Source organism: Paracoccus sp. N5 (assembly GCF_000371965.1).
GTDB lineage: Bacteria > Pseudomonadota > Alphaproteobacteria > Rhodobacterales > Rhodobacteraceae > Paracoccus.
The window spans coordinates 274,281-295,248 of sequence record NZ_AQUO01000003.1 but is presented as its reverse complement, the minus strand read 5'-3'; the positions used below and the strand labels follow the sequence as shown (position 1 = coordinate 295,248).

Sequence of the window (20,968 nt, the reverse complement as noted above, 5' to 3'; positions counted from 1 at the left end):
ATGGCCGCGCCCAGCATCGCGCAGGTCTGGGACTGGCTGGCCGAGGTGCCGGACCCCGAAATCCCGGTGCTCAGCCTGACCGACCTGGGCATCATCCGGGACGTGGCCTGGCAGGATGACACGCTGGTCGTCAAGGTGACGCCGACCTATTCCGGCTGCCCGGCGACCAGCATCATCAACCTGGACATCGAGACCGCGCTGCGCGGCCACGGCATCGACAAGCTGCGGCTGGAACGGCAGATGTCGCCGCCCTGGACCACCGACTGGATCACGCCCGAAGGCCGCGACAAGCTGCGCGGCTATGGCATCGCGCCGCCGGTGGACGGCACCGCGGCGGACGGCGTGCTGGCGGGCCGGATCGCCCGGCTGGGTGGTCACAACCTGACCATCGCCTGCCCGCGCTGCGGCAGCACCAACACGGAAAAGATCAGCCAGTTCGGCTCGACCCCCTGCAAGGCGAGCTATCGCTGCAAGAACTGCCTGGAACCATTCGACTATTTCAAATGCCTGTAAGGGCTTGGGAAGGATACCCCAAATGGCACGCTTCCACCCGCTGAAAGTGACCGACGTGCGCCGCGACACCCGCGACGCCGTGGTCGTGACCCTGGCTCCGCGCGACGAGGATCGGGCGCTGTTCGACTTTACCCAAGGGCAATACCTGACCCTGCGCCGCGACTTCGACGGCGAGGAGTTGCGCCGGTCCTATTCCATCTGCTCGGGCGTTGACGACGGCTGCCTGCGCGTCGGCATCAAGCGCGTCGACGGCGGCGCCTTCAGCACCTGGGCGAACGAGAACCTGGCGCCGGGCGTCGAAATCGACGCCATGCCGCCGATGGGCAAGTTCCACACCGAAACCGACCCTGCGGCCGAGCGGCAATATCTGGGCGTGGCGGCGGGCTCGGGCATCACGCCCTTGCTGTCGATCATCAAGACCGTGCTGGCGCGCGAGCCGAAATCGCAGTTCACGCTGGTCTATGCCAACCGCCAGATCAACTCGATCATGTTCCGCGAGGAACTCGAGGACCTGAAGAACCTCTACCTTGGCCGCTTCTCGGTGCTGCATATCCTCAAGGCCGAGGCGCAGGAGATCGACCTGTTCACCGGCCGCATCGACGAAGGCAAGATGGCGGCGCTGTTCCAGCACTGGATCGACCCGACCGCGCTTGACACCGCCTTCATCTGCGGCCCCGAGGGGCTGATGCTGGCGGTGGCCGCGTCCCTGCGCGAACACGGGCTGAAGGACGAACAGATCAAGTTCGAGCTGTTCGCCAGCAGCCAGCCCGGCCGCGCCAAGGCCCGCGCCGTGTCGCAGCAGGCGGCGGCGCAGGGCAATGGCACCGCCGCCACGGTGACGCTGGACGGCGCCACGCGCAATTTCCAGATGCCGCGCGAGGGCGAGACGATCCTGGATGCCGCCATCGCCAACCACATGGACGCGCCCTATTCCTGCAAGGCCGGGGTCTGCTCGACCTGCCGCTGCAAGGTGCTGGAGGGCGAGGTGGAAATGGCCATCAACCACGCGCTGGAGGATTACGAGGTCCGCGCTGGCTATGTCCTGTCCTGCCAGGCCTATCCGATCAGCGACCGCGTGGTCGTCACCTATGACGAATGAGGCAGCCATGACCCAGACCATGAATCTTGACGATTACCTCGCGCAGGGCGGCGTGCTGACCTCGCCCGGCAACGTGCCGCCGCGCTATCGCGGCGAACTCCTGCGGCTGATGTCCAGCTTCGTCGACAGCGAGTTGGCGGCCTCGGCCGGCTTCGCCGATGCGATCAACTTCGCCCCGGCGATCAAGGAGCGGATCGCCGCCAGCCGGATCACGCTGGAAAAGGCCGACCATGCCGAGCGCGTGCTGGCGGTCATGGCCGATTTCGGCACCGACAGCCGCCGCTATCAGCAAAGCCACGACTGGGCCGCCCGCGTCGATCGCGAGGCCGACATCGGCGCCGCCCGGCGCGAGGGCGACATGCGCCTGTCGGTGTTCCACTATCCGATTGCCGGCTGGACCGACGCGGTGGTGATGAACGTGCTCCAGGGCCTTGCGACCGGAGTGCAGATGACCGAGCTGACCCGCGTCTCCTATGCGCCGCTGGCCGAGGTCTTCCGCGAGATCGCCCCGCGCGAGGCGCGCCATGCCGAGCTGGGCCTGGAAGGCCTGGCCGCGCTGGCCGAAAGCGACCGCGACGGGGTGCAGGCAAGCCTGGCCTATTGGCGCCCGCGCGTCGCGGCGGGCTTCGGCGCCGCCCATTCCGCGCGCTATGAGACGCTGCGCCGCTTTGGCCTGCGCCACCAGCCGAACGAGGAACTGCTGGCCCGCTGGGAAACGCTGGTGGCCGAGCATCTGGCCGCATTCGGCCTTTGATTTCAGGGGCGCGGCCATCCGCGCCTCGTTGCGAACAGGATTGGAAGGAAACGCGATGACCACGCTGCGCCGTTTGGAAAGCTATGTCTGCGGCGGCTGGACGCCGGGCGCCAAGGAAGGCCAGACCCTGCTGGATGCCGCGACCGGGGCGCCGGTTGCGCTGATCGACTCGACCGGGCTCGATTTCGCGGGTGTGCTGGAGCATGGCCGGGCCGCGGGTGCCAGCCTGCGCGCCATGACCTTCCATGAACGCGCCGGGATGCTCAAGGCCCTGGGCCTGGCCCTGATGGCGCGGAAAGAGGAGTTCTACGCCGAAAGCCTCCATACCGGCGCCACCCGGGCCGACGGCTGGGTCGACATCGAGGGCGGCATCGGCACCATGCTGACCTTTGCCTCGAAGGGCCGGCGCGAACTGCCCAATGCCCGCGTGCTGACCGATGGCGAGGTCGAGGTGCTGTCGAAAGACGGCAGCTTCGTGGCCCAGCACATCCTGTCGCCCCTGGAAGGCGTGGCGGTCCATATCAACGCCTTCAACTTCCCGATCTGGGGCATGCTGGAAAAGATCGCGCCGACGCTGCTGGCCGGCGTGCCCTGCGTGGTGAAGCCGGCGAGCCAGACCGCCTATCTGACCGAGCTTTGCGTGCGGCGCATCATCGACACCGGGCTTTTGCCCGAGGGGGCGCTGCAACTGATCTGCGGCTCGGTCGGCGACCTTCTGGACCATGTCAGCGAACAGGACGCCGTGACCTTCACCGGCTCGGCCTGGACCGGCCGCAAGCTGAAGTCCCATCCGGCGGTGGTGGCCAATTCCGTGCGCTTCACCATGGAGGCCGACAGCCTCAACGCCTCGATCCTTGGCCCCGACGCGGTGCCGGGCACCGCCGAGTTCGACCTGTTCGTGCGCGAGGTCGCGCGCGAGATGACCACCAAGGCCGGGCAGAAATGCACCGCCATCCGCCGCGTCATCGCCCCCCGCGCGCAGGTGCAGGCGCTGGTCGCCGCGCTGCGCGCGCGGCTGGACAAGACTGCGCTGGGTCTGCCGGGCGACGAGGCCACGCGCATGGGGCCGCTCGCCAGTCTCGACCAGCGGGCCGAGGTGCGCGCGCGCATCCGCGACCTGCAATCCGTGGCCGAGATCGTCGCGGGCGACCCCGACGCGGTGCGCGTGGCCTCGGGCGATGCCGAGCGCGGCGCCTTCCTGAACCCGGTGCTGATGTATGCCGATGCGCCGAAGGCCGCCGCGGCGGTGCATGAGGTCGAGGCCTTCGGCCCGGTCTCGACCGTGATGCCCTATGACGACCTGGACGAGGCGGTGGCGCTGGCGCGGATGGGCCGGGGCTCGCTGGTCAGCTCGGTCTTCACCGGCGACGAAAAGGTCGCGGAAAAGCTGGTGCTGGGCGCGGCGCCCTGGCATGGAAGGGTGCTGATCGGCAGCGCCGAGGTGGCGAAAAGCTCGACCGGGCATGGCTCGCCCCTGGCGCCGCTGGTCCATGGCGGGCCGGGCCGCGCCGGCGGCGGCGAGGAGATGGGCGGCATCCGCGGCGTCAAGCATTACATGCAGCGCACGGCGGTGCAGGGCACACCGCGCCTGCTGTCCGCGGTCACCGGCCGCTGGATCGAGGGCGCGCCGACCCGCTCGGGCGAGCATCCGTTCCGCAAGTCGTTGGCCGAGTTGCGCATCGGCGACCAGCTGGTGACCGCCACCCGCACCATCACGCTGGAGGATGTCGAGCATTTCGCGCATTTCACCGGCGACACCTTCTATGCCCATATGGACCAGGCGGCGGCGCGGGCGAACCCGTTCTTCGACGACCGCGTGGCGCATGGCTATCTGATCGCCAGCTTCGCGGCGGGGTTGTTCGTCGAGCCGAACCCCGGCCCGGTACTGGCGAATTACGGCGTGGACAACCTGCGTTTCCTGACTCCGGTTTATTTCGGCGACAGCCTGCAGGTGCGCCTGACCTGCAAGGAGATCAATCCGCGCGAAAACGCCCAGCATGGCGAGGTGCGCTGGGATTGCCGGGTGACGAACCAGCGGGGCGAGGTGGTGGCGCAATACGACGTGCTGACCATGGTGGCCAAGACCTGGCCGCTGGCGGCCGAGGCCGCCGCCTGAGCCCTGCGGCCATTCCCATTTCGCGATCGAGCCCCCACATAGGGGTTCGATCGCAACGAAAGGAGGCCGCGATGAACGCGAAGACCAGGGAAGAGGCGCTGGCCAGCCTGACGCCGGAGCAATACCGGGTGACGCAGCAGAACGGCACCGAACGGCCGTTCAGCGGCGAATACGACCACCATTTCGAACCCGGCATCTATGTCGACGTGGTCTCGGGCGAGCCGCTATTCGCCTCGTCGGCGAAATACAACTCGGGCTGCGGCTGGCCGGCCTTCACCGCGCCCATCGTGGCCGGGAACGTGCGCGAATTGCGCGACGTCTCGCATGGCATGATCCGCACCGAGGTCCGCTCGGCCCAGGGCGACAGCCACCTGGGCCATGTCTTCAATGACGGGCCCAGCGACCGGGGCGGGCTGCGCTATTGCATCAACTCGGCCGCGCTGCGCTTCGTGCCGCGCGACCGGATGCAGGCCGAGGGCTATGGCGATTACCTGGACCAGGTGGAGGACGCACAATGACCGAGACGGCAATCCTGGCCGGCGGCTGCTTCTGGGGCATGCAGGAGCTGATCCGCAAGCTGCCCGGCGTGGTTTCGACCCGCGTCGGCTATACCGGCGGCGACGTGGCCAATGCCACCTATCGCAACCACGGCAATCACGCCGAGGCCATCGAGATCACCTTCGATCCGGCCCGGACCAGCTATCGCAAGATCCTGGAATTCTTCTTCCAGATCCACGACCCGACCACGCCCGACCGCCAGGGCAATGACCTTGGCCCCAGCTATCGTTCGGGGATCTATTACACTTCGGACGAGCAGCGCCGGATCGCCGAGGAAACCATCGCCGATGTCGATGCCTCGCACCTGTGGCCGGGCAAGGTGGTGACCGAGGTGAGGCCCGCCGGGGATTTCTGGCAGGCCGAGCCCGAGCATCAGGATTACCTGCAACGCCATCCGGCCGGGTATACCTGCCATTTCGCCCGGCCGAACTGGGTGCTGCCGCGCAGGCAGGCGGCCGAGTAGAGCTTGGGCCCTGCTGCCGGGGGCTTTCCGCCCCCGGACCCCCGAGGGTATTTCTGAAACGGAGAAATCAGGCGGGGTCGAACGGGCGACGCCGGGCTCGTCCTTGAGCGTCTTCAGCACGATTTCCGAGCGCACCTGGGCAACCTGCGGATGCGGCAGCAGTTGGCCGTGAATGAAATCGGCGAAGCTTTCGAGGTCGCGGACGCGCAGGTCCAGCACGTAATCCGCATCGCCCGAGACCGAGAAGGCCGAGCGGATCGCCGGCTGGCTGGTGACGAAGCGGGCGAAGTCGTCCTCCTTGCGCTGGCCATGGCTCGACAGGTTGACGCGGATGATGGCGCGCAGTCCGAAGCCCAGCTTCGCGGCGCTGAGCCGGGCCGCGTAACCCTCGATCACGCCCGCCTGTTCCAGCGCCGCCCGCCGGCGCGAGCATTGCGAGGCCGAGAGGTTGACCACCTCGGCCAGGGCGGCATTGGTCATGGCGCCGTCGCGCTGCAAGGCGACGAGAATCGCGGTGTCGAACCGATCCAGCTGCATTTCGTGCGCCATCCTGCGATCTGATGCGTATTTCGTGCAAATTCTTGCCGGATCGCCGGCGCTTTGCAAGCCCGTTGCAGCCCGGCGGTGCCATGATGGGGCCAGGAACGCATCCGAACAGGACGAAGACCATGGGCCCTTTCCCGCATGACGCCCCCAGGGCGAGCATCAGCGCTGCCAATCCGGCCGGCACCGATGGTTTCGAGTTCGTCGAATTCGCCCATCCCGAGCCGGGCCGGCTGGACCTGATCTTTCGCCAGATGGGCTTCGTGCCGGTGGCGAAGCACCGGCGCAAGGACGTTACCCTGTATCGCCAGGGCGACATCAACTACCTGCTGAACGCCGATCCCGACAGCCATGCGGCGGGCTTCGTCGCCGAACACGGCCCCTGCGCGCCGGCGATGGCCTGGCGCGTGGTCGATGCCCAGCTGGCCCTGGCCCGGGCGCTGAGCCTCGGCGCGACGGAATACACCGGCCCCGGCAAGTCGATCGAGGCGCCGGCGGTGCATGGCATCGGCGGCTCGCTTCTGTATTTCATCGACCGCTACGGCGAGACGGGCAGCGCCTATGACGGCGATTTCGACTGGCTGGGCGAGGCCGATCCGCGGCCCGAGGGCTTCGGCTTCTACTATCTCGACCACCTGACCCACAACGTGATCCGCGGCAACATGGACAGCTGGTATCGCTTCTATCACGACACGTTCAATTTCCGCGAGATCCGCTTCTTCGACATCAAGGGCAAGCAGACCGGGCTGGTCAGCCGGGCGCTGACCTCGCCCGACGGCAAGATCCGCATCCCGATCAACGAATCGACCGACGACCACAGCCAGATCGAGGAATATCTGCGGCGCTACAAGGGCGAGGGCATCCAGCACATCGCCATCGGCAGCGAGGACATCTATGCCGGCACCGACCGCATCCATGCGGCCGGGATGAAGTTCATGCCCGGGCCGCCCGAGACCTATTACGAGATGTCGCACGACCGGGTCAGAGACCACGGCGAGCCGCTGGACCGGCTGCGCAGGCACGGCATCCTGATCGACGGCGAAGGCGTGGTCGGCGGCGGCGAGACCCGCATCCTGCTGCAGATCTTTTCCCGCACGGTGATCGGGCCGATCTTCTTCGAGTTCATCCAGCGCAAGGGCGACGACGGCTTCGGCGAGGGCAATTTCCGCGCGTTGTTCGAGTCGATCGAGGCCGACCAGATCCGGCGCGGCGTGCTGTCGGCGGCCAGGTAGCCGCCCGGGGGCCGGCTTAACAAAGGCTAGCCGCCGCCGCGGGGAACCCTGCCGCCCTCCAGCCGTTTCTTCGGCAACGGCAGGAGGATGCAATGACCCATACCGACGACCAAAGCCGCGACTTCTGGGACCGGCTCGACGATATCAACTCGGGCATGCTGGGGCTGGCCCAGGATCCCCGGCTGGTGCCGATGTCGCATTACGCCGAGCCCGAGACCGGCACGTTGTGGTTCATCACCGCCAAGGGCACCGACCTTGCGCAGGCGGTCGCAAGCGGCCCAGCCCCGGCGCTGCATGTCGTCACCGAGGAATCGGCCGGCCTGTTCGCCCGGATCGAGGGGACGCTGTCGCTCTCGGACGACCGCGCCAAGCTCGACGAGCTGTGGAACGCCGTCGCCGCCAGCTGGTTCGAGGACGGCAAGCAGGATCCCGACATCCAGCTGATGCGGCTGGACCTGGCGGCGGCCGAGGTCTGGCTGACCGGCGGCAACCTGCGCTTCCTCTACGAAATAGCCAAGTCCAAGATCACCGGCAGCCAGCCCGACATGGGCCGGCATTTCGCCCTGAGCTTCTGAGCCGCCTCAGTTCAGCAGCATGACCTGCACATCGGCGACATTGGTGCCGGTGGCGCCGGCCAGCAGCAGGTCTCCGGCGGCGGCCAGCGCGGCATGGCTGTCGTTATTGGCCAGAAGCGCCTGCGCATTGGCGCCGGCCGCCGCGATCCGGGCCATGGTGCCGCCATCGACCACGCCGCCGGCGGCATCGGTGGGCCCGTCGCGGCCGTCGGTGCCGCCGCTCAGGAACACCCAGTCGCCGCGCTGGCCCTGCATGGCCTCGGCGACGCGCAGCGCCAGTTCCTGGTTGCGCCCGCCCTTGCCGCTGCCGCGCAGGGTCACCGTGGTTTCGCCGCCGAAGATCAGCGCGGTCGGGCGGTCGGGCGGAGCCTCGCGCGCGGCCTGCACGATCAGCGCCGCGGCCTCGGCCACGTCGCCCTCCAGCCGGTCCGAGACGATGCGCGCCACCCAGCCCGGCGCCACCACGTCCCGCATCGCATGCAGCGATTGCTCGTTGCTGCCGATCAGGTGATTCTCGGCCGCGGGCAGGGGTGTCGCGCTGTCGGGTGCGTCCAGGACCTGACGCACCGCATCGGGCAGGCGGTCCCAGATTCCGTTGTCCTGCAACAGCTTGCGCGCCTGCGCCCGGTCGCCCAGCGGCGCCGAGGTCGGTCCCGAGGCGACCGCGCCCAGCTCGTTGCCGATCACGTCCGACAGGACCAGCCCGGTCACCGGCGCCGGCGCGGCATGGCGCAGGAAGCCGCCGCCCTTCAGTTCGGACAGCTGCTGGCGGACCAGGTTCATCGCGGTGATGTCGAGCCCGCTGGCCAGCAGCAGCCGATTCACCGCCTGCTTGTCCGCAAGCGTCAGCGGCGCGCGCGGTGCCGGGATCAGCGCCGAGCCGCCGCCCGAGATCAGCGCCAGCACCCGGTCGCCCGGGCCGGCGCCGTCCAGCGCCGCCAGGATCTCGCGCCCCGCCCGCAGCCCGGCCTCGTTCGGGACCGGGTGGCTGGCGGTCAATACCCGCGCGCCGGGGATTTCGGTCTCGTTCCCCTCATGCGTGACGGCCAGCGCGACGCGCGCATCCGGCAGATGCGCCATCGCCTCGGCCAGCATGGCGGGCGCGGCCTTGCCGACGGCGACCAGGATGGTGCCGCCGGTGTCGGGATGGCGCTGGAAATGCCGGCGCACCGCCAGCGCCGGGTCGGCGGCGCTGACCGCAGCGGCGAAAAGCCGCTGCGCCATCGTCCGCATCTCGGTCAGGCCGACGCTCACGCTGCGATCTGCCTGGCCTTGGCGACCAGCACCTCGGCCTGGCGGATCGAGGCATAGTCGATCAGCCGCCCGTCCAGCGAGACCGCGCCCTTGCCCTCGGCCTCGGCCTTGGCCATGGCGTCGAGGATGCGCTGTGCCCGGTCCACCTCGGCGGCCGAGGGGCTCATCACGTCGTTGGCCAGCGCGATCTGGCTGGGGTGGATGGCCCATTTGCCCTCGCAGCCCAGCACCGCGGCGCGATAGGCGGCGGCCTTGTAGCCGTCGGGGTCCGAGAAATCGCCGAAGGGCCCGTCCACCGGCCGCAGCCCGTTGGCGCGCGCCGCGACCACCATGCGCGACAGCGCGTAATGCCACATATCGCCCCAATGGATCTGGCGCGCGCCGTCGGCCAGCGGGTCGGTCAGCACCGAGTAATGCTCGTTCACGCCGCCGATGACGGTGGTGCGGGCNCGGGTCGAGGCGGCGTAATCGGCGACGCCGAAATGCAGGCTCTCGTTGCGCTTCGAGGCGGCGGCGATCTCGTTGATGTTCTGCATGCCGAGCGCGGTNTCGATGATATGCTCGAAGCCGATGCGCTTTTTATAGCCCCTGGCATCCTCGATTTGCGTCACCAGCATGTCGACGGCATAGACATCGGCGGCGGTGCCGACCTTNGGGATCATGATCAGGTCCAGCCGCTCGCCGGCCTGTTCGACCACGTCCACGACGTCGCGATACATGTAATGCGTGTCGAGCCCGTTGATTCGCAGCGACATGGTCTTCTTGCCCCAGTCGAGCTCGTTCAGGGCCTTGATGATGTTCTTGCGCGCCTGCGGTTTTTCATCCGGCGCCACCGCGTCCTCGAGGTCGAGAAACACCACGTCGGCGTCGGATTTCGCAGCCTTTTCAAACATATTCGGCTGGCTGCCGGGAACCGCAAGCTCACTGCGGTTCAGGCGGGCGGGGGCGGGGTCGATCGGGAAGAAACTCATGGCGGGATGCCTCCTTGGCGGGGGTAAAACTCGCGCAAAGGGAAAGAATATTTCTATTTACTGTCAAGAAATATAATTTCTGACAAAGCGAAAAGTTCTAGATCGGCGGCTCAGCCACCCGGCCGCGCGCCCTGTTGGGAATAGAAAAACGCGATGGCCTGGGCACGGCTTTTCACCGACAGCTTGTCGTAAAGGTTCGATAGGTGGAACTTGACCGTATTGGGCGAGATGCCCAGTTCGCGCGCCATCTCGCGGTTGGTCATGCCGCGGGCCAGGGCGGCCAGCATGTCGGTCTCGCGCCGCGACAGCGAGTGCAGCGGATTGCGTTGCAATTCGCGCACGTCGAGGAACGGGAACACCATCCGCCCGGCCGCCACCGCGATGCAGGTCTCGAGCAGGGTCTCGACCGGGCCGTTGCGCGAGACGAAGCCGGCGGCGCCGGCGCCCATGGCCGAGATATGGCCTTGGCTCGATTCGCGGGCATAGACGATGACGCGGGGCGCGGCCTCTTGTTCGCGCAGCTGCTCCATCAGCCGGGCGCCGCCCATCTCGGGCAGATCCCAGTCGATGATCCCGACCCGGGCCGGCACCCGGCGGGTGGTGGCCAGGAAGCCCTCGGCCGTGGCCGAGGTGGCCAGCAGCGAAAAGCGCGCGTCGCGTTCGAACACCTCGGACATGGCGGACAGGACCAGCGGGTTGCTGTCGGCGAGAATCACCGAAATCGCCGTTTCCGCCCCGCGCACGGTGCGGATCGGCCTGTCCAAGACCGCGCTTGCGCCTTGCGGCGGCAAATGCTGGGCCAATTCCTTCCTCCCCATTCATTCGGGTAGGTTTTGCCCCACCCGAACGGATACCTCCATGCAACATAATCTTACGTTGTGGCAGGTGTCCAGAGCATGTTTCTTTCAATTCAACATTCTTGAACTGAAGGAAATTGCGCATGACTGACGCGACGATCTTTCCGCAGCTGGAAATCCCCGACACGCTGGCAGCCGGTCCGGGACCGGGCAATACCGATCCGCGGGTGCTGCAACGATTTGCCAGTGCCGGCGTGGCCGACCACATGCAGGCCGACGTGCTGCGTGGCATGATCGAGGCCAAGCTGATGCTGCGCCAGGTCATGGGGACCCGGAACATCTACACCTTCGGCGTCGCCGGCACCGGCTGGAGCGGGCTCGACACGCTGTTCAGCGCGGTGATGCCGGGCGACAAGGTGGTGGCCTTCGTTAACGGCACCTTCTCGGGCATCGACGGGCTGACGCTGCGCATGAAGGCCGCCACGGCCGAAGAGCTGGCCGCGGCGCCGCTGGACCCGAAACCGGCCTCGGTCGTGGTCGTGACCGTGCCGCATGGCCAGTCGGTCACCGGCGAGATCGTCGAAAAGGCCCTGGCCGAGCACAAGCCGAAATGGGCCGCGATGGCGCATTGGGAAACCGGCTCGGGCCGCATCAACGACATCCAGGGCTTTTCCGATGCCTGCGAGAAGCATGGCGCGATGGGGCTCGTGGACGCCGTGTCGTCGCTGGGGGTCGAGGATTTCTCGATCGACGATTATCCGGGCGTCGCCGGCTGGGCCTCGTGCCCGCAAAAGGGCATCTGCTGCCTGCCGCTGACCTATGCGCCCGTCAGCTTCACCGACCGCTATATCGACAGCCTGAAGCAATCCGGCGCGCGCACCTTCGTGCATCACCCGATCCTCGAGGCCCGGCACTGGGGCATCATCGACGGCAAGGACGTGGAAAAGGGCGCCTATCACCGCACCCACAGCGCCTATGCCGTTGCAGCCTTCCACGAGGCGCTGCGCATCCTGCTGCAGCAGAGCGTGGCCGGCCGGGCGCGCTCCTATGCCTTCCACGAGGCGGCGCTGCGCGATGCGGTGACAGCGATGGGCTGCAAGGTTACGTCGAACATGACCTCGCTGGTGGTGCTGAACCTGCCGCCGGCCCTGGCGGGCCGCGAGGCCGAGCTGGTGGCTGCCTGCCGCGCCAAGGGCTTCGGCATCTGGCCGACGCTTTCGGAACCCGTGCAGGTGCGCATCGGCATCCTGAACCTGCTGAACCAGCGCGCCATTACCGACATCGTCACCCGCTTTGCGGCGGCGCTGAACGACATGGGCGCCGGCATCGACACCGGCCCGGTGCTCGCGGGCCTGCAGCGTCACTACGATACGGCCGTCGCCGCCGAATAAGCGACACCCAGGGGAGGGGAGAAGACGATGGACATCCACGAATATCAGGCCAAGGAACTGCTCAGCAAGTTCGGGGTGGGCATTCCCACCGGCGCGCTGGCCTATAGCCCGGAACAGGCGGCTTATCGGGCGCGCGAGATGGGCGGCGACCGCTGGGTCGTCAAGGCCCAGGTCCATGCCGGCGGCCGCGGCAAGGCCGGCGGGGTCAAGGTCTGCAGCAGCGACACCGAGATCCAGGACGTGACCGAGAATATGTTCGGCCAGAAGCTGGTGACGCATCAGACCGGCCCCGAGGGCAAGGGCATCTACCGCGTCTATGTCGAGGCCGCCGTGCCGATCCTGCGCGAGATCTATCTGGGCTTCGTGCTGGACCGCGCCAGCCAGCGCGTGATGATCGTCGCCTCGGGCGAGGGCGGCATGGAGATCGAGGAGATCTCGGCCGAGAAGCCCGACAGCATCGTCCGCGCCGCTATCGAGCCGGCCGTCGGCCTGCGCGAATTCCAGGCCCGCGAGATCGCCTTCGCGCTTGGCATCAAGCCCGGGCTGGTCCAGCAGATGGTGCGCACGCTGATGGGCTGCTATCGCGCTTTCCGCGACCTCGATGCGACCATGGTGGAAATCAACCCGCTGGTGGTGACCTCGGACGACCGCATCCTGGCGCTGGACGCCAAGATGACCTTCGACAACAACGCCCTGTTCCGCCATCCGCAGATCAGCGAGCTGCGCGACAAGTCGCAAGAGGACCCGCGCGAATCCCGCGCCGCCGACCGCGGCCTGTCCTATGTCGGGCTGGACGGCAACATCGGCTGCATCGTGAACGGCGCCGGCCTGGCCATGGCGACGATGGACACCATCAAGCTGGCCGGGGGCGAGCCTGCGAACTTCCTCGACATCGGCGGCGGCGCCACGCCCGAACGGGTGGCCAAGGCGTTCCGGCTGGTGATGTCGGACAAGAACGTGCAGGCGATCCTGGTCAACATCTTCGCCGGCATCAACCGCTGCGACTGGGTGGCCGAGGGCGTCGTCAAGGCGCTGCGCGACGAGCCGGTGGATGTGCCGGTCGTGGTGCGCCTGGCCGGCACCAATGTCGAGGAAGGCCAGAAGATCCTGGCGCAAAGCGGGCTGCCGCTGATCCGCGCCACCACGCTGATGGAAGCCGCCGAACGCGCCGTCGCCGCATGGCGCGCCGACACCAAGCAAAACCCCAACCTGAGGGCCGTGTGATGAGCATTTTTCTGGATCGTGAAACCCGCGTCATCGTTCAGGGCATCACCGGCAAGATGGCCCGCTTCCATACCAGGGAGATGATCGACTACGGCACCAATGTCGTCGGCGGCGTCGTGCCCGGCAAGGGCGGCGAGACCTGCGAGGGCGTGCCGGTCTTCAACACCGTCAAGGAAGCGGTCGAGGCGACCGGCGCGCAGGCCTCGCTGGTCTTCGTGCCGCCGCCGGCCGCGGCCGACAGCATCATGGAAGCGGCCGATGCCGGCATCCAGTATTGCGTCTGCATCACCGACGGCATCCCGGCCCAGGACATGATCCGGGTCAAGCGCTATATGTACCGCTATCCGAAAGAGCGCCGGATGATCCTGACCGGCCCGAACTGCGCCGGCACCATCAGCCCCGGCAAGGCCATGCTGGGGATCATGCCGGGCCATATCTACATGCAGGGCCATGTCGGCATCATCGGCCGCTCGGGCACGCTGGGCTATGAGGCGGCGGCGCAGCTGAAAGAGCTGGGGCTGGGGGTCTCGACCTCGGTCGGCATCGGCGGCGACCCGATCAACGGCTCGTCCTTCCGCGACGTGCTGGAGCATTTCCAGAACGACGACGACACCCATGCCATCTGCCTGATCGGCGAGATCGGCGGGCCGCAGGAAGCCGAGGCCGCGGATTACATCCGCGAGCACGTGACGAAGCCGGTGGTGGCCTATATCGCCGGCCTGACCGCGCCCAAGGGCCGCACCATGGGCCATGCCGGCGCCATCATCTCGGCCTTCGGGGAAAGCGCCTCGGAAAAGGTGGAAATCCTGTCGGCGGCCGGCATCACCATGGCGGAGAACCCCGCCGTGATCGGGCAGACCATCGCCCGCGTCCTGCAGTAACGGAGGCAGACATGGCGAAACCTCGGGTTCTTGTCACGCGCCGCTGGCCCGCGGCGGTCGAGGCGCGGCTGGCGGAGGCGTTCGACGTCAGGTTGAACACCGCCGACAAGCCGCTCACGCCCGAGGATTTCCGGGCGGCGATGCGGGACTATGACGCGATCCTGCCCACCGTCACCGACAAGCTGGGCGCGCCCGCGCTGGACATCGACAAGCCGCAGGTGCGGATCCTGGCGAATTACGGCGTGGGCTACAGCCACATCGACCTCGACAGCGTCGGCCGGCACGGCATCGTCGTGACCAACACCCCGGACGTGCTCAGTGAATGCACCGCCGACCTGGCGATGACGCTGCTGCTGATGGTGGCGCGCCGCGCCGGCGAGGGCGAGCGCGAGCTGCGCGCCGGGCAATGGACCGGCTGGCGGCCGACGCATCTGGTGGGCACCAAGGTTTCCGGCAAGACGCTGGGCATCATCGGCTATGGCCGCATCGGCCAGGAAATGGCCCGGCGCGCGCATCACGGCTTCGGCATGAAGATCCTGGCCTATAATCGCAGCCCGGTCGCGCCCGAGGTGCTGGCGCAATGCCAGGCCACCCAGGTCGCCAGCATCGACGAATTGCTGCCGCAATGCGATTTCGTCTCGCTGCATTGTCCGGGCGGCGCGGCGAACCGGCACCTGATCAACTCGCGCCGGCTGGGGCTGATGCGGCCCGACGCCTTCCTCATCAACACTGCGCGCGGCGAGGTGATCGACGAGATGGCGCTGTCGCATGCGCTTTGGTTCGAATCCATTGGCGGCGCCGCGCTGGACGTGTTCGACGGCGAGCCGAACATCAACCCGGCGCTTAAGGACAGCGACCGGCTGGTGATGCTGCCGCATCTGGGCAGCGCCACCCGCGAGGCGCGCGAGGCGATGGGCTTCCGGGTGTTCGACAACCTTCAGGACTTCTTCGCAGGACGCGCACCGCGCGACAGGGTGAACTGATGCAAAGCGGGGTTCAGCGGATCGGCAGCCTGCCCCCCGACGAAACCGAGGACGCCTATGGCGGGCGGCTGCGGGCCGAGCTGCGCGCGCTCTGGACCAATGTCATCGCCCGCCGCGCGCCCGGCATCCTGCCGCTCCTGTCGGGCGAGTCGGCCGAGCTGCCGCAGGACGGCGACGTGACCGCCTGCCTTCAGGCGCTGAACATCTGGTTCCAGCTGCTGAAGATCATCGACGAGAATGTCGCGACCCGCGCCCGCCGCATGGTCGAGACCGGCGACGGCCCGGCCGCGGTCAAGGGCAGCTTTGCCCGCGTGCTGGCGCAAGGGCCGCAGATGGCGCCCGAGACCTTCTGGCGCAATGTGCAGGGGCTTTGCGTCGGCCCGACGCTGACCGCGCATCCGACCGAGGCGAAGCGCGTCACCGTGCTGGAAATCCACCGCCGCATCTATCGCGCGCTGGTCACGCTGGAGACCGACCGCTGGACCCCGCGCGAAAGGGCCGATCTTTTCGCCGATCTCGAGGCCGAGATCGACCTGTTGTGGCTGACCGGCGAATTGCGCCGGCAGCGGCCGACGCCGCTCGACGAGATCGAATGGGGCCTGCAATTCTTTCGCGACAGCCTGTTCGATGCGGCGCCGAACGTCATGCGCCGCTTCCGGCAGGCCGCGGCGCAGGACCATGGCGCCGACCCCGCCGACCGGCCGGTGCCGCTGCTGCGCTTCCATTCCTGGATCGGCGGCGACCGCGACGGCAACCCGCATGTCACGACCGAGACCACCCGCACCGCGCTCGACCGCGGCCGCGCGGCGGCCCTGGACCGCTGCCGGCAGGGGCTGGAGCTTGCCGCGCGCCAGCTCAGCATCAGCAGCGCCATCGCGCATCTGCCCGACCAGGCGCTCGGTCTGCTGCAGGCGGTGATCGACGCCGCCCCGCCGCCCGAAGGGCAGCAGCACCGCAATCCCGGCGAGCTGTTCCGCCAGGCGATCAGCGCCATCGCCCGCCGCATCGAGGCCACCGCCTCGGGCAGCGGCCCGGCCTATGCCCATCTGCGCGACTATATCGCCGAGCTGCGCCGCGTCGAAACCGCGCTGGAGCTGATCGAGGCCGGGCAGCTGGCCGAGCGGCTGGTGCGGCCCCTGCGCTGGCAGGCCGAGATCTTCGGCTTCCGCACCGTCACGCTGGACGTGCGGCAGAATTCCTCGGTCACGACGCGGGCGCTGGCCGCGCTCTGGGGCGAGGGCGCGCCGGATTACGGCACGCCGGAATGGTCGGCGCGGCTGCGGGCCGAGATCGTGCAGGACAGGCTGCCGAACCCCCGGCGCGAGACGCTGCCGGCCGAGACGGTCGAGCTTCTGGACCTGCTGGAGCTGATGCGCGTCACCCGCTTCGGCGCCGACCCGCTGGCCATCGGCCCGTTCATCCTGTCGATGACCCGCTCCTGCGACGACCTGCTGGGCGTGTTCCTGCTGGCGCGCTATGCCGGCTTCGGCCCGGAACGGCTGGACCTGCGCGTGGTGCCCTTGTTCGAGACCATCGGCGACCTGCGTGCCGCGCCGGCGATCCTGGACGATCTGCTGCGCGTGCCGCTGGCCCGCCGCAGCCTGGAAACCGAGGACCGCCGCATCGAGATCATGCTGGGCTATTCCGACAGCAACAAGGACGGCGGCTTCCTCTGCGCCAGCCGCGAGCTGGAAAAGGCGCAGCGCAGCATCGCGCGGGTGCTGGCCGGGCACGGGCTGATGCCGGTGTTCTTCCACGGCCGCGGCGGCTCGGTCAGCCGCGGCCAGGCGCCGACCGAACGCGCCATCGCCGCCCAGCCCGCCGGCACGGTGAACGGCCGGCTGCGCACCACCGAACAGGGCGAGGTGGTGTCGTCGAAATACGCCAACCGCGGCACCGCGCAATACGAGCTGGAGCTCTTGGCCTCGTCGGTCATGGCGCAGTCGCTGGCAAGTGCGGTCGAGCCGGTGCGGCCCGAGTTCAACGACACGCTCGAGGCGCTGTCGGACCTTAGCTGCACCGCCTATCGCGGGCTGCTGCACCGGCCGGGCTTCATCGACTATTTCAACCAGTCGAGCCCGGTCGAAGAACTGGCCATGCTCAAGATGGGCTCGCGCCCGGCCCGGCGCTTCGGCGCGCAAAGCCTCGACGACCTGCGGGCCATCCCCTGGGTCTTTGCCTGGTCGCAGAACCGCCACCTGATTTCCGGCTGGTATGGCTTCGGCTCGGCCATCGCCACCTTCCGGCGCTTCCACCGCGCCGAGGGCGACAAGCTGCTGTTGCGCATGGTCCGCGAATCGCGGGTGTTCCGGCTGATCGTGGACGAGACGGAAAAGTCGCTGTTCCATGCCGACATGGCGGTGGCGGCGAAATACCGGGCGCTGGTCGCCGAGGATGCGGTGGGCGAGGACATCTTCGGCCGCATCCGCCAGGAATATGACGACAGCCGCGCGGCGGTGACCTTCCTGAACGGCGGCACCGAGATCGGGGCGCGCTTCCCGAATATGTCGGCGCGCTTCGGCCGGGTGCGCGCCGATCTGGACCGGGTGCACGACCTTCAGGTCGCGCTGCTGCGCAAGAACCGCGACCAGACCGGGCCAGGCTTGCCGGTCGCGCTGATGCAGACGATGAATTGCATTTCCGCCGCTCTGGGCTGGACTGGATAAGGAGCAGACAGCATGAACGAACAGATCCCTTCGGGCTTTTTCACCGAGCCGCTTTCGACCCGCGACCCTGCGGTCTTCGGGGCGATCCGTCAGGAGCTTGGCCGCCAGCGCGACGAGATCGAGCTGATCGCGTCCGAGAACATCGTCTCGAAGGCGGTGCTCGAGGCGCAGGGCTCGGTCCTGACCAACAAATATGCCGAGGGCTATCCGGGCAAGCGCTATTACGGCGGCTGCCAATATGTCGACATCGTCGAGGAGCTGGCGATCGAGCGCGCCAAGCAGCTCTTCGGCTGCGGCTTCGCCAATGTCCAGCCGAACTCGGGGTCGCAGATGAACCAGGCCGTGTTCCTGGCGCTGCTCAGCCCGGGCGACACCTTCATGGGCCTCGACCTGAATTCGGGCGGCCACCTGACGCATGGCTCGCCGGTCAATATGTCCGGCAAATGGTTCAACGTCGTCAGCTACGGCGTGCGCCAGCAGGACCAGCTTCTGGACATGGAGGACGTGCGCAAGAAGGCGCATGAGCACAAGCCCAAGCTGATCGTCGCCGGCGGCACCGCCTATTCCCGCATCTGGGACTGGGCCGAGTTCCGCAAGATCGCCGACGAGGTCGGGGCCTATCTGATGGTCGACATGGCCCATATCGCCGGTCTCGTCGCGGGCGGCCAGCATCCCTCGCCCTTGCCGCATGCCCATGTCGTGACCACGACGACGCATAAATCCCTGCGCGGCCCGCGCGGCGGCATGGTGCTGACCAACGATGCCGAGATCGCCAAGAAGATCAACTCGGCGGTGTTCCCCGGCCTGCAGGGCGGCCCGCTGATGCATGTCATCGCCGCCAAGGCGGTGGCCTTCGGCGAGGCGCTGCGCCCGGGCTTCAAGGATTACGCGGCCCAGGTGGTGAAGAACGCCCAGGCCATGGCCGACGAGCTGATGAAGGGCGGCATCGACATCGTCTCGGGCGGCACCGACAACCACCTGTGCCTGGCGGACCTGCGCCCCAAGGGCGTGACCGGCAAGGCGACCGAGGCGGCGCTGGGTCGGGCGCATATCACCTGCAACAAGAACGGCGTGCCCTTCGACCCCGAAAAGCCCTTCGTGACCTCGGGCGTGCGCCTGGGCGCGCCGGCCGGCACCACGCGCGGCTTCGGCGAGGCGGAGTTCCGCCAGATCGCGCGCTGGATCGTCGAGGTGGTGGACGGGCTGGCCTCGAACGGCGAGGCCGGCAATGCCGAGGTCGAGGCCCGCGTCAAGGCCGAGGTCGAGGCGCTTTGCGCGAAATTCCCGCTCTACAAGGGCATGTGAGGACATCGCGCGGGGGCGGTCCCCCGCGCGGGCCAACCGGCGCGGCGGCAGGGCAAACGGCCCGGCCGCCGCGTTTGCGTTGGCGGGACCGCGTCAGCATTCTGGCGCGGGATCGGGCAGGATGACCATGGGCGCGGCAATCCGGCGATATTCTTTCCAGGATCGGAAATTTATCGCCAAGAAACTTTCCTTTGTGCCCCGCCCGCCCATCATGGACCCGTTCACCTTGCCATGATGGGTATCGCCATGAGATTGAAGAAAGCCTTGCCGGCCGGACTGGCCGCGGCCCTGCTGCCCGCCCTTGCGCAGGCGCAAGAGGCCGAACCCGTGCTCAGCGCCGGGGATACCGCCTTCGTCGCCACCTGCGCGCTGATCGTGATGCTGATGATGCTGCCCGGGCTCGGGCTGTTCTATGCCGGCATGGCGCGATCGAAGAACGTGCTTTCGGTGCTGACGCATATCTTCGCCTCGGTCGCGCTGATCGCGGTCTTGTGGATTGCCTATGGTTATTCGCTGAGCTTCGCCGAAGGGCCGCTGAACGCGCTGATCGGCGGCACCTCGAAATTCTTCCTGTCCGGCGTCACCCAGGACAGCATGGTCGGCACGATCCCCGAATATCTTTATGTGCTCTTCATGCTGATGTTCGCGGCGATCACGCCGCCGATCATCGTCGGCGCCTTTGCCGAGCGGATGAAATTCGCCGCCGTGCTGATCTTCATGGCGGTCTGGCTGACCATCAACTATGTCCCCATGGCGCATATGGCCTGGGGCGGCGGCTGGGTCTTCGGCATCGGCGTGCAGGATTTCGCCGGCGGCAATGTCGTGCATCTGAACGCGGGCATGGCGGCGCTGGTCTGCGCTTTGGTCGTCGGACCGCGCAAGGGTTACGGCAGCACGATGATGGCGCCGCACAACATGACTATGACCTATACCGGGGGCGCCATGCTCTGGGTCGGCTGGCTGGCCTTCTGCGGCGGGTGCGCGCTGGCGGCGAACGGCTTTTCGGCGCTGGTGATGCTGAACACCATGCTGGGCGGCGCCGGCGGCGCGCTTGGCTGGATGGCGGCGGAATGGCTGCATCGCGGCCGGGCCAGCACCTTCGGCCTGCTCTCCGGCGCCATCGGCGGGCTGGTGGCGATCACCCCGGCCTGCGGCTTCGTCGGTCCGGCCGGCGCGGTGGCCGTGGGCTTCCTGACCGCGCCGGTCTGCGTCTTTGCCGTCGAGGTGGTCAAGCGCCGCTTCGGCTATGACGACAGTTTCGACGTCTTCGGCGTGCACGGCGTCGGCGCCGCGGTCGGCGGCGTGCTGACGGTGATCTTCGCCGCGCCGGTGCTGGGCGGCCTCGGCTACCCCGAGGGCCGCACGCTGATGACCCAGATGGTGCCGCAACTGGCGATCATGGGCTTTTCCATCCTGGTCTCGCTGTTGACGACCTGGATCGCGCTGAAGATCGCGGGCGCCCTGGTCGGGTTGCGCGTCGACGAGGAAGCCGAGTTCGACGGGCTCGACACTGCCGAGCATGGCGAGGTCGGCTACCGGCTGGGCGATGGCACCTATGCCGGGGCAGCCATCGCCGCGCAGCCGGGCAGCCCGGCCGCCGCGCCCGCCCTGGCGCCGGCCCGCAGCTGATCCACCGGGCCGGG

The 20,968-nt window shown here is 68.0% G+C and carries 18 protein-coding genes and 1 pseudogene; 15 read left to right on the top strand and 4 right to left on the bottom strand.

The annotated features are described in order from the left end of the window. The 6 genes from paaD to msrA all read left to right on the top strand — a co-directional run bounded on the left by paaD (nt 1) and on the right by msrA (nt 5,503). The gene (gene paaD / locus PARN5_RS0120720) at nt 1–513 is read left to right on the top strand and encodes a 1,2-phenylacetyl-CoA epoxidase subunit PaaD (protein ID WP_018001688.1); all 513 of its coding nucleotides are present in this window, start codon (nt 1–3) and stop codon (nt 511–513) included. A 22-nt stretch (nt 514–535) separates the two neighbouring features. Further along, the gene (paaE, locus tag PARN5_RS0120715; RefSeq protein WP_018001687.1) at nt 536–1,612 is read left to right on the top strand and encodes a 1,2-phenylacetyl-CoA epoxidase subunit PaaE; all 1,077 of its coding nucleotides are present in this window, start codon (nt 536–538) and stop codon (nt 1,610–1,612) included. Between the two features lie 7 nt (nt 1,613–1,619). Further along, the gene (locus tag PARN5_RS0120710; RefSeq protein ID WP_018001686.1) at nt 1,620–2,366 is read left to right on the top strand and encodes a Phenylacetic acid catabolic protein; all 747 of its coding nucleotides are present in this window, start codon (nt 1,620–1,622) and stop codon (nt 2,364–2,366) included. A 55-nt stretch (nt 2,367–2,421) separates the two neighbouring features. Further along, complete coding sequence (paaZ, locus tag PARN5_RS0120705) at nt 2,422–4,482, top strand: phenylacetic acid degradation bifunctional protein PaaZ (RefSeq protein ID WP_018001685.1); 2,061 nt, start codon at nt 2,422–2,424, stop codon at nt 4,480–4,482. Between the two features lie 71 nt (nt 4,483–4,553). Further along, the gene (gene msrB / locus PARN5_RS0120700; protein WP_018001684.1) at nt 4,554–5,000 is read left to right on the top strand and encodes a peptide-methionine (R)-S-oxide reductase MsrB; all 447 of its coding nucleotides are present in this window, start codon (nt 4,554–4,556) and stop codon (nt 4,998–5,000) included. Next, on the top strand, nt 4,997–5,503 hold the full coding sequence (gene msrA / locus PARN5_RS0120695; protein ID WP_018001683.1) for a peptide-methionine (S)-S-oxide reductase MsrA: 507 nt from the start codon (nt 4,997–4,999) through the stop codon (nt 5,501–5,503). Before msrB ends, msrA begins: the two co-directional genes overlap by 4 nt. Before the next feature lie 168 nt (nt 5,504–5,671). On the opposite strand, the pseudogene PARN5_RS23755 reads toward msrA, so the two are convergent. After that, a pseudogene (locus tag PARN5_RS23755) lies at nt 5,672–5,983 on the bottom strand (Lrp/AsnC family transcriptional regulator); the annotation flags it as partial. Nucleotides 5,984–6,171: 188 nt separating this feature from the next. Here PARN5_RS23755 and hppD point away from each other — a divergent pair. Both hppD and PARN5_RS0120680 read left to right on the top strand, forming a co-directional pair. Next, nucleotides 6,172–7,278: a 4-hydroxyphenylpyruvate dioxygenase gene (hppD, locus tag PARN5_RS0120685; RefSeq protein WP_018001681.1), complete on the top strand. Its 1,107-nt coding sequence runs from the start codon at nt 6,172–6,174 to the stop codon at nt 7,276–7,278. A 92-nt stretch (nt 7,279–7,370) separates the two neighbouring features. Further along, on the top strand, nt 7,371–7,853 hold the full coding sequence (locus tag PARN5_RS0120680; protein ID WP_018001680.1) for a pyridoxamine 5'-phosphate oxidase family protein: 483 nt from the start codon (nt 7,371–7,373) through the stop codon (nt 7,851–7,853). A 6-nt stretch (nt 7,854–7,859) separates the two neighbouring features. Here PARN5_RS0120680 and PARN5_RS0120675 read toward each other — a convergent pair whose 3' ends face one another. The 3 genes from PARN5_RS0120675 to PARN5_RS0120665 all read right to left on the bottom strand — a co-directional run bounded on the left by PARN5_RS0120675 (nt 7,860) and on the right by PARN5_RS0120665 (nt 10,842). Next, nucleotides 7,860–9,107 carry a DUF4147 domain-containing protein gene (locus tag PARN5_RS0120675; protein ID WP_018001679.1) on the bottom strand — a complete coding sequence of 416 codons (1,248 nt, stop codon included), beginning with the start codon at nt 9,105–9,107 and terminating at the stop codon, nt 7,860–7,862. Beyond that, entirely contained in the window at nt 9,104–10,078 is a 975-nt protein-coding gene (locus PARN5_RS0120670) for a CoA ester lyase (RefSeq protein WP_018001678.1), read from the bottom strand. The genes PARN5_RS0120675 and PARN5_RS0120670 overlap by 4 nt, the downstream gene beginning before the upstream one ends. A 110-nt stretch (nt 10,079–10,188) precedes the next feature. After that, entirely contained in the window at nt 10,189–10,842 is a 654-nt protein-coding gene (locus PARN5_RS0120665) for a response regulator transcription factor (RefSeq protein ID WP_276269734.1), read from the bottom strand. A gap of 176 nt (nt 10,843–11,018) precedes the next feature. Between PARN5_RS0120665 and PARN5_RS0120660 the strand changes: the two genes are divergently transcribed. The 7 genes from PARN5_RS0120660 to PARN5_RS0120630 all read left to right on the top strand — a co-directional run bounded on the left by PARN5_RS0120660 (nt 11,019) and on the right by PARN5_RS0120630 (nt 20,954). Then, nucleotides 11,019–12,266: an aminotransferase class V-fold PLP-dependent enzyme gene (locus tag PARN5_RS0120660; RefSeq protein WP_018001676.1), complete on the top strand. Its 1,248-nt coding sequence runs from the start codon at nt 11,019–11,021 to the stop codon at nt 12,264–12,266. Between the two features lie 27 nt (nt 12,267–12,293). Continuing rightward, nucleotides 12,294–13,490 (top strand): malate--CoA ligase subunit beta, encoded by a 1,197-nt coding sequence (locus tag PARN5_RS0120655; protein WP_018001675.1) that lies wholly within the window; start codon nt 12,294–12,296, stop codon nt 13,488–13,490. Further along, nucleotides 13,490–14,371: a succinate--CoA ligase subunit alpha gene (sucD, locus tag PARN5_RS0120650; RefSeq protein WP_018001674.1), complete on the top strand. Its 882-nt coding sequence runs from the start codon at nt 13,490–13,492 to the stop codon at nt 14,369–14,371. The genes PARN5_RS0120655 and sucD overlap by 1 nt, the downstream gene beginning before the upstream one ends. 11 nt (nt 14,372–14,382) lie before the next feature. Continuing rightward, nucleotides 14,383–15,354, top strand: a complete 972-nt coding sequence (locus tag PARN5_RS0120645) for a D-glycerate dehydrogenase (RefSeq protein WP_018001673.1) — start codon at nt 14,383–14,385, stop codon at nt 15,352–15,354. Further along, nucleotides 15,354–18,020, top strand: a complete 2,667-nt coding sequence (locus tag PARN5_RS0120640; RefSeq protein WP_018001672.1) for a phosphoenolpyruvate carboxylase — start codon at nt 15,354–15,356, stop codon at nt 18,018–18,020. The genes PARN5_RS0120645 and PARN5_RS0120640 overlap by 1 nt, the downstream gene beginning before the upstream one ends. 12 nt (nt 18,021–18,032) lie before the next feature. Further along, nucleotides 18,033–19,325 (top strand): serine hydroxymethyltransferase, encoded by a 1,293-nt coding sequence (glyA, locus tag PARN5_RS0120635; protein WP_018001671.1) that lies wholly within the window; start codon nt 18,033–18,035, stop codon nt 19,323–19,325. A 246-nt stretch (nt 19,326–19,571) separates the two neighbouring features. After that, on the top strand, nt 19,572–20,954 hold the full coding sequence (locus PARN5_RS0120630) for an ammonium transporter (RefSeq protein ID WP_036745175.1): 1,383 nt from the start codon (nt 19,572–19,574) through the stop codon (nt 20,952–20,954). Nucleotides 20,955–20,968: the final 14 nt, after the last annotated feature.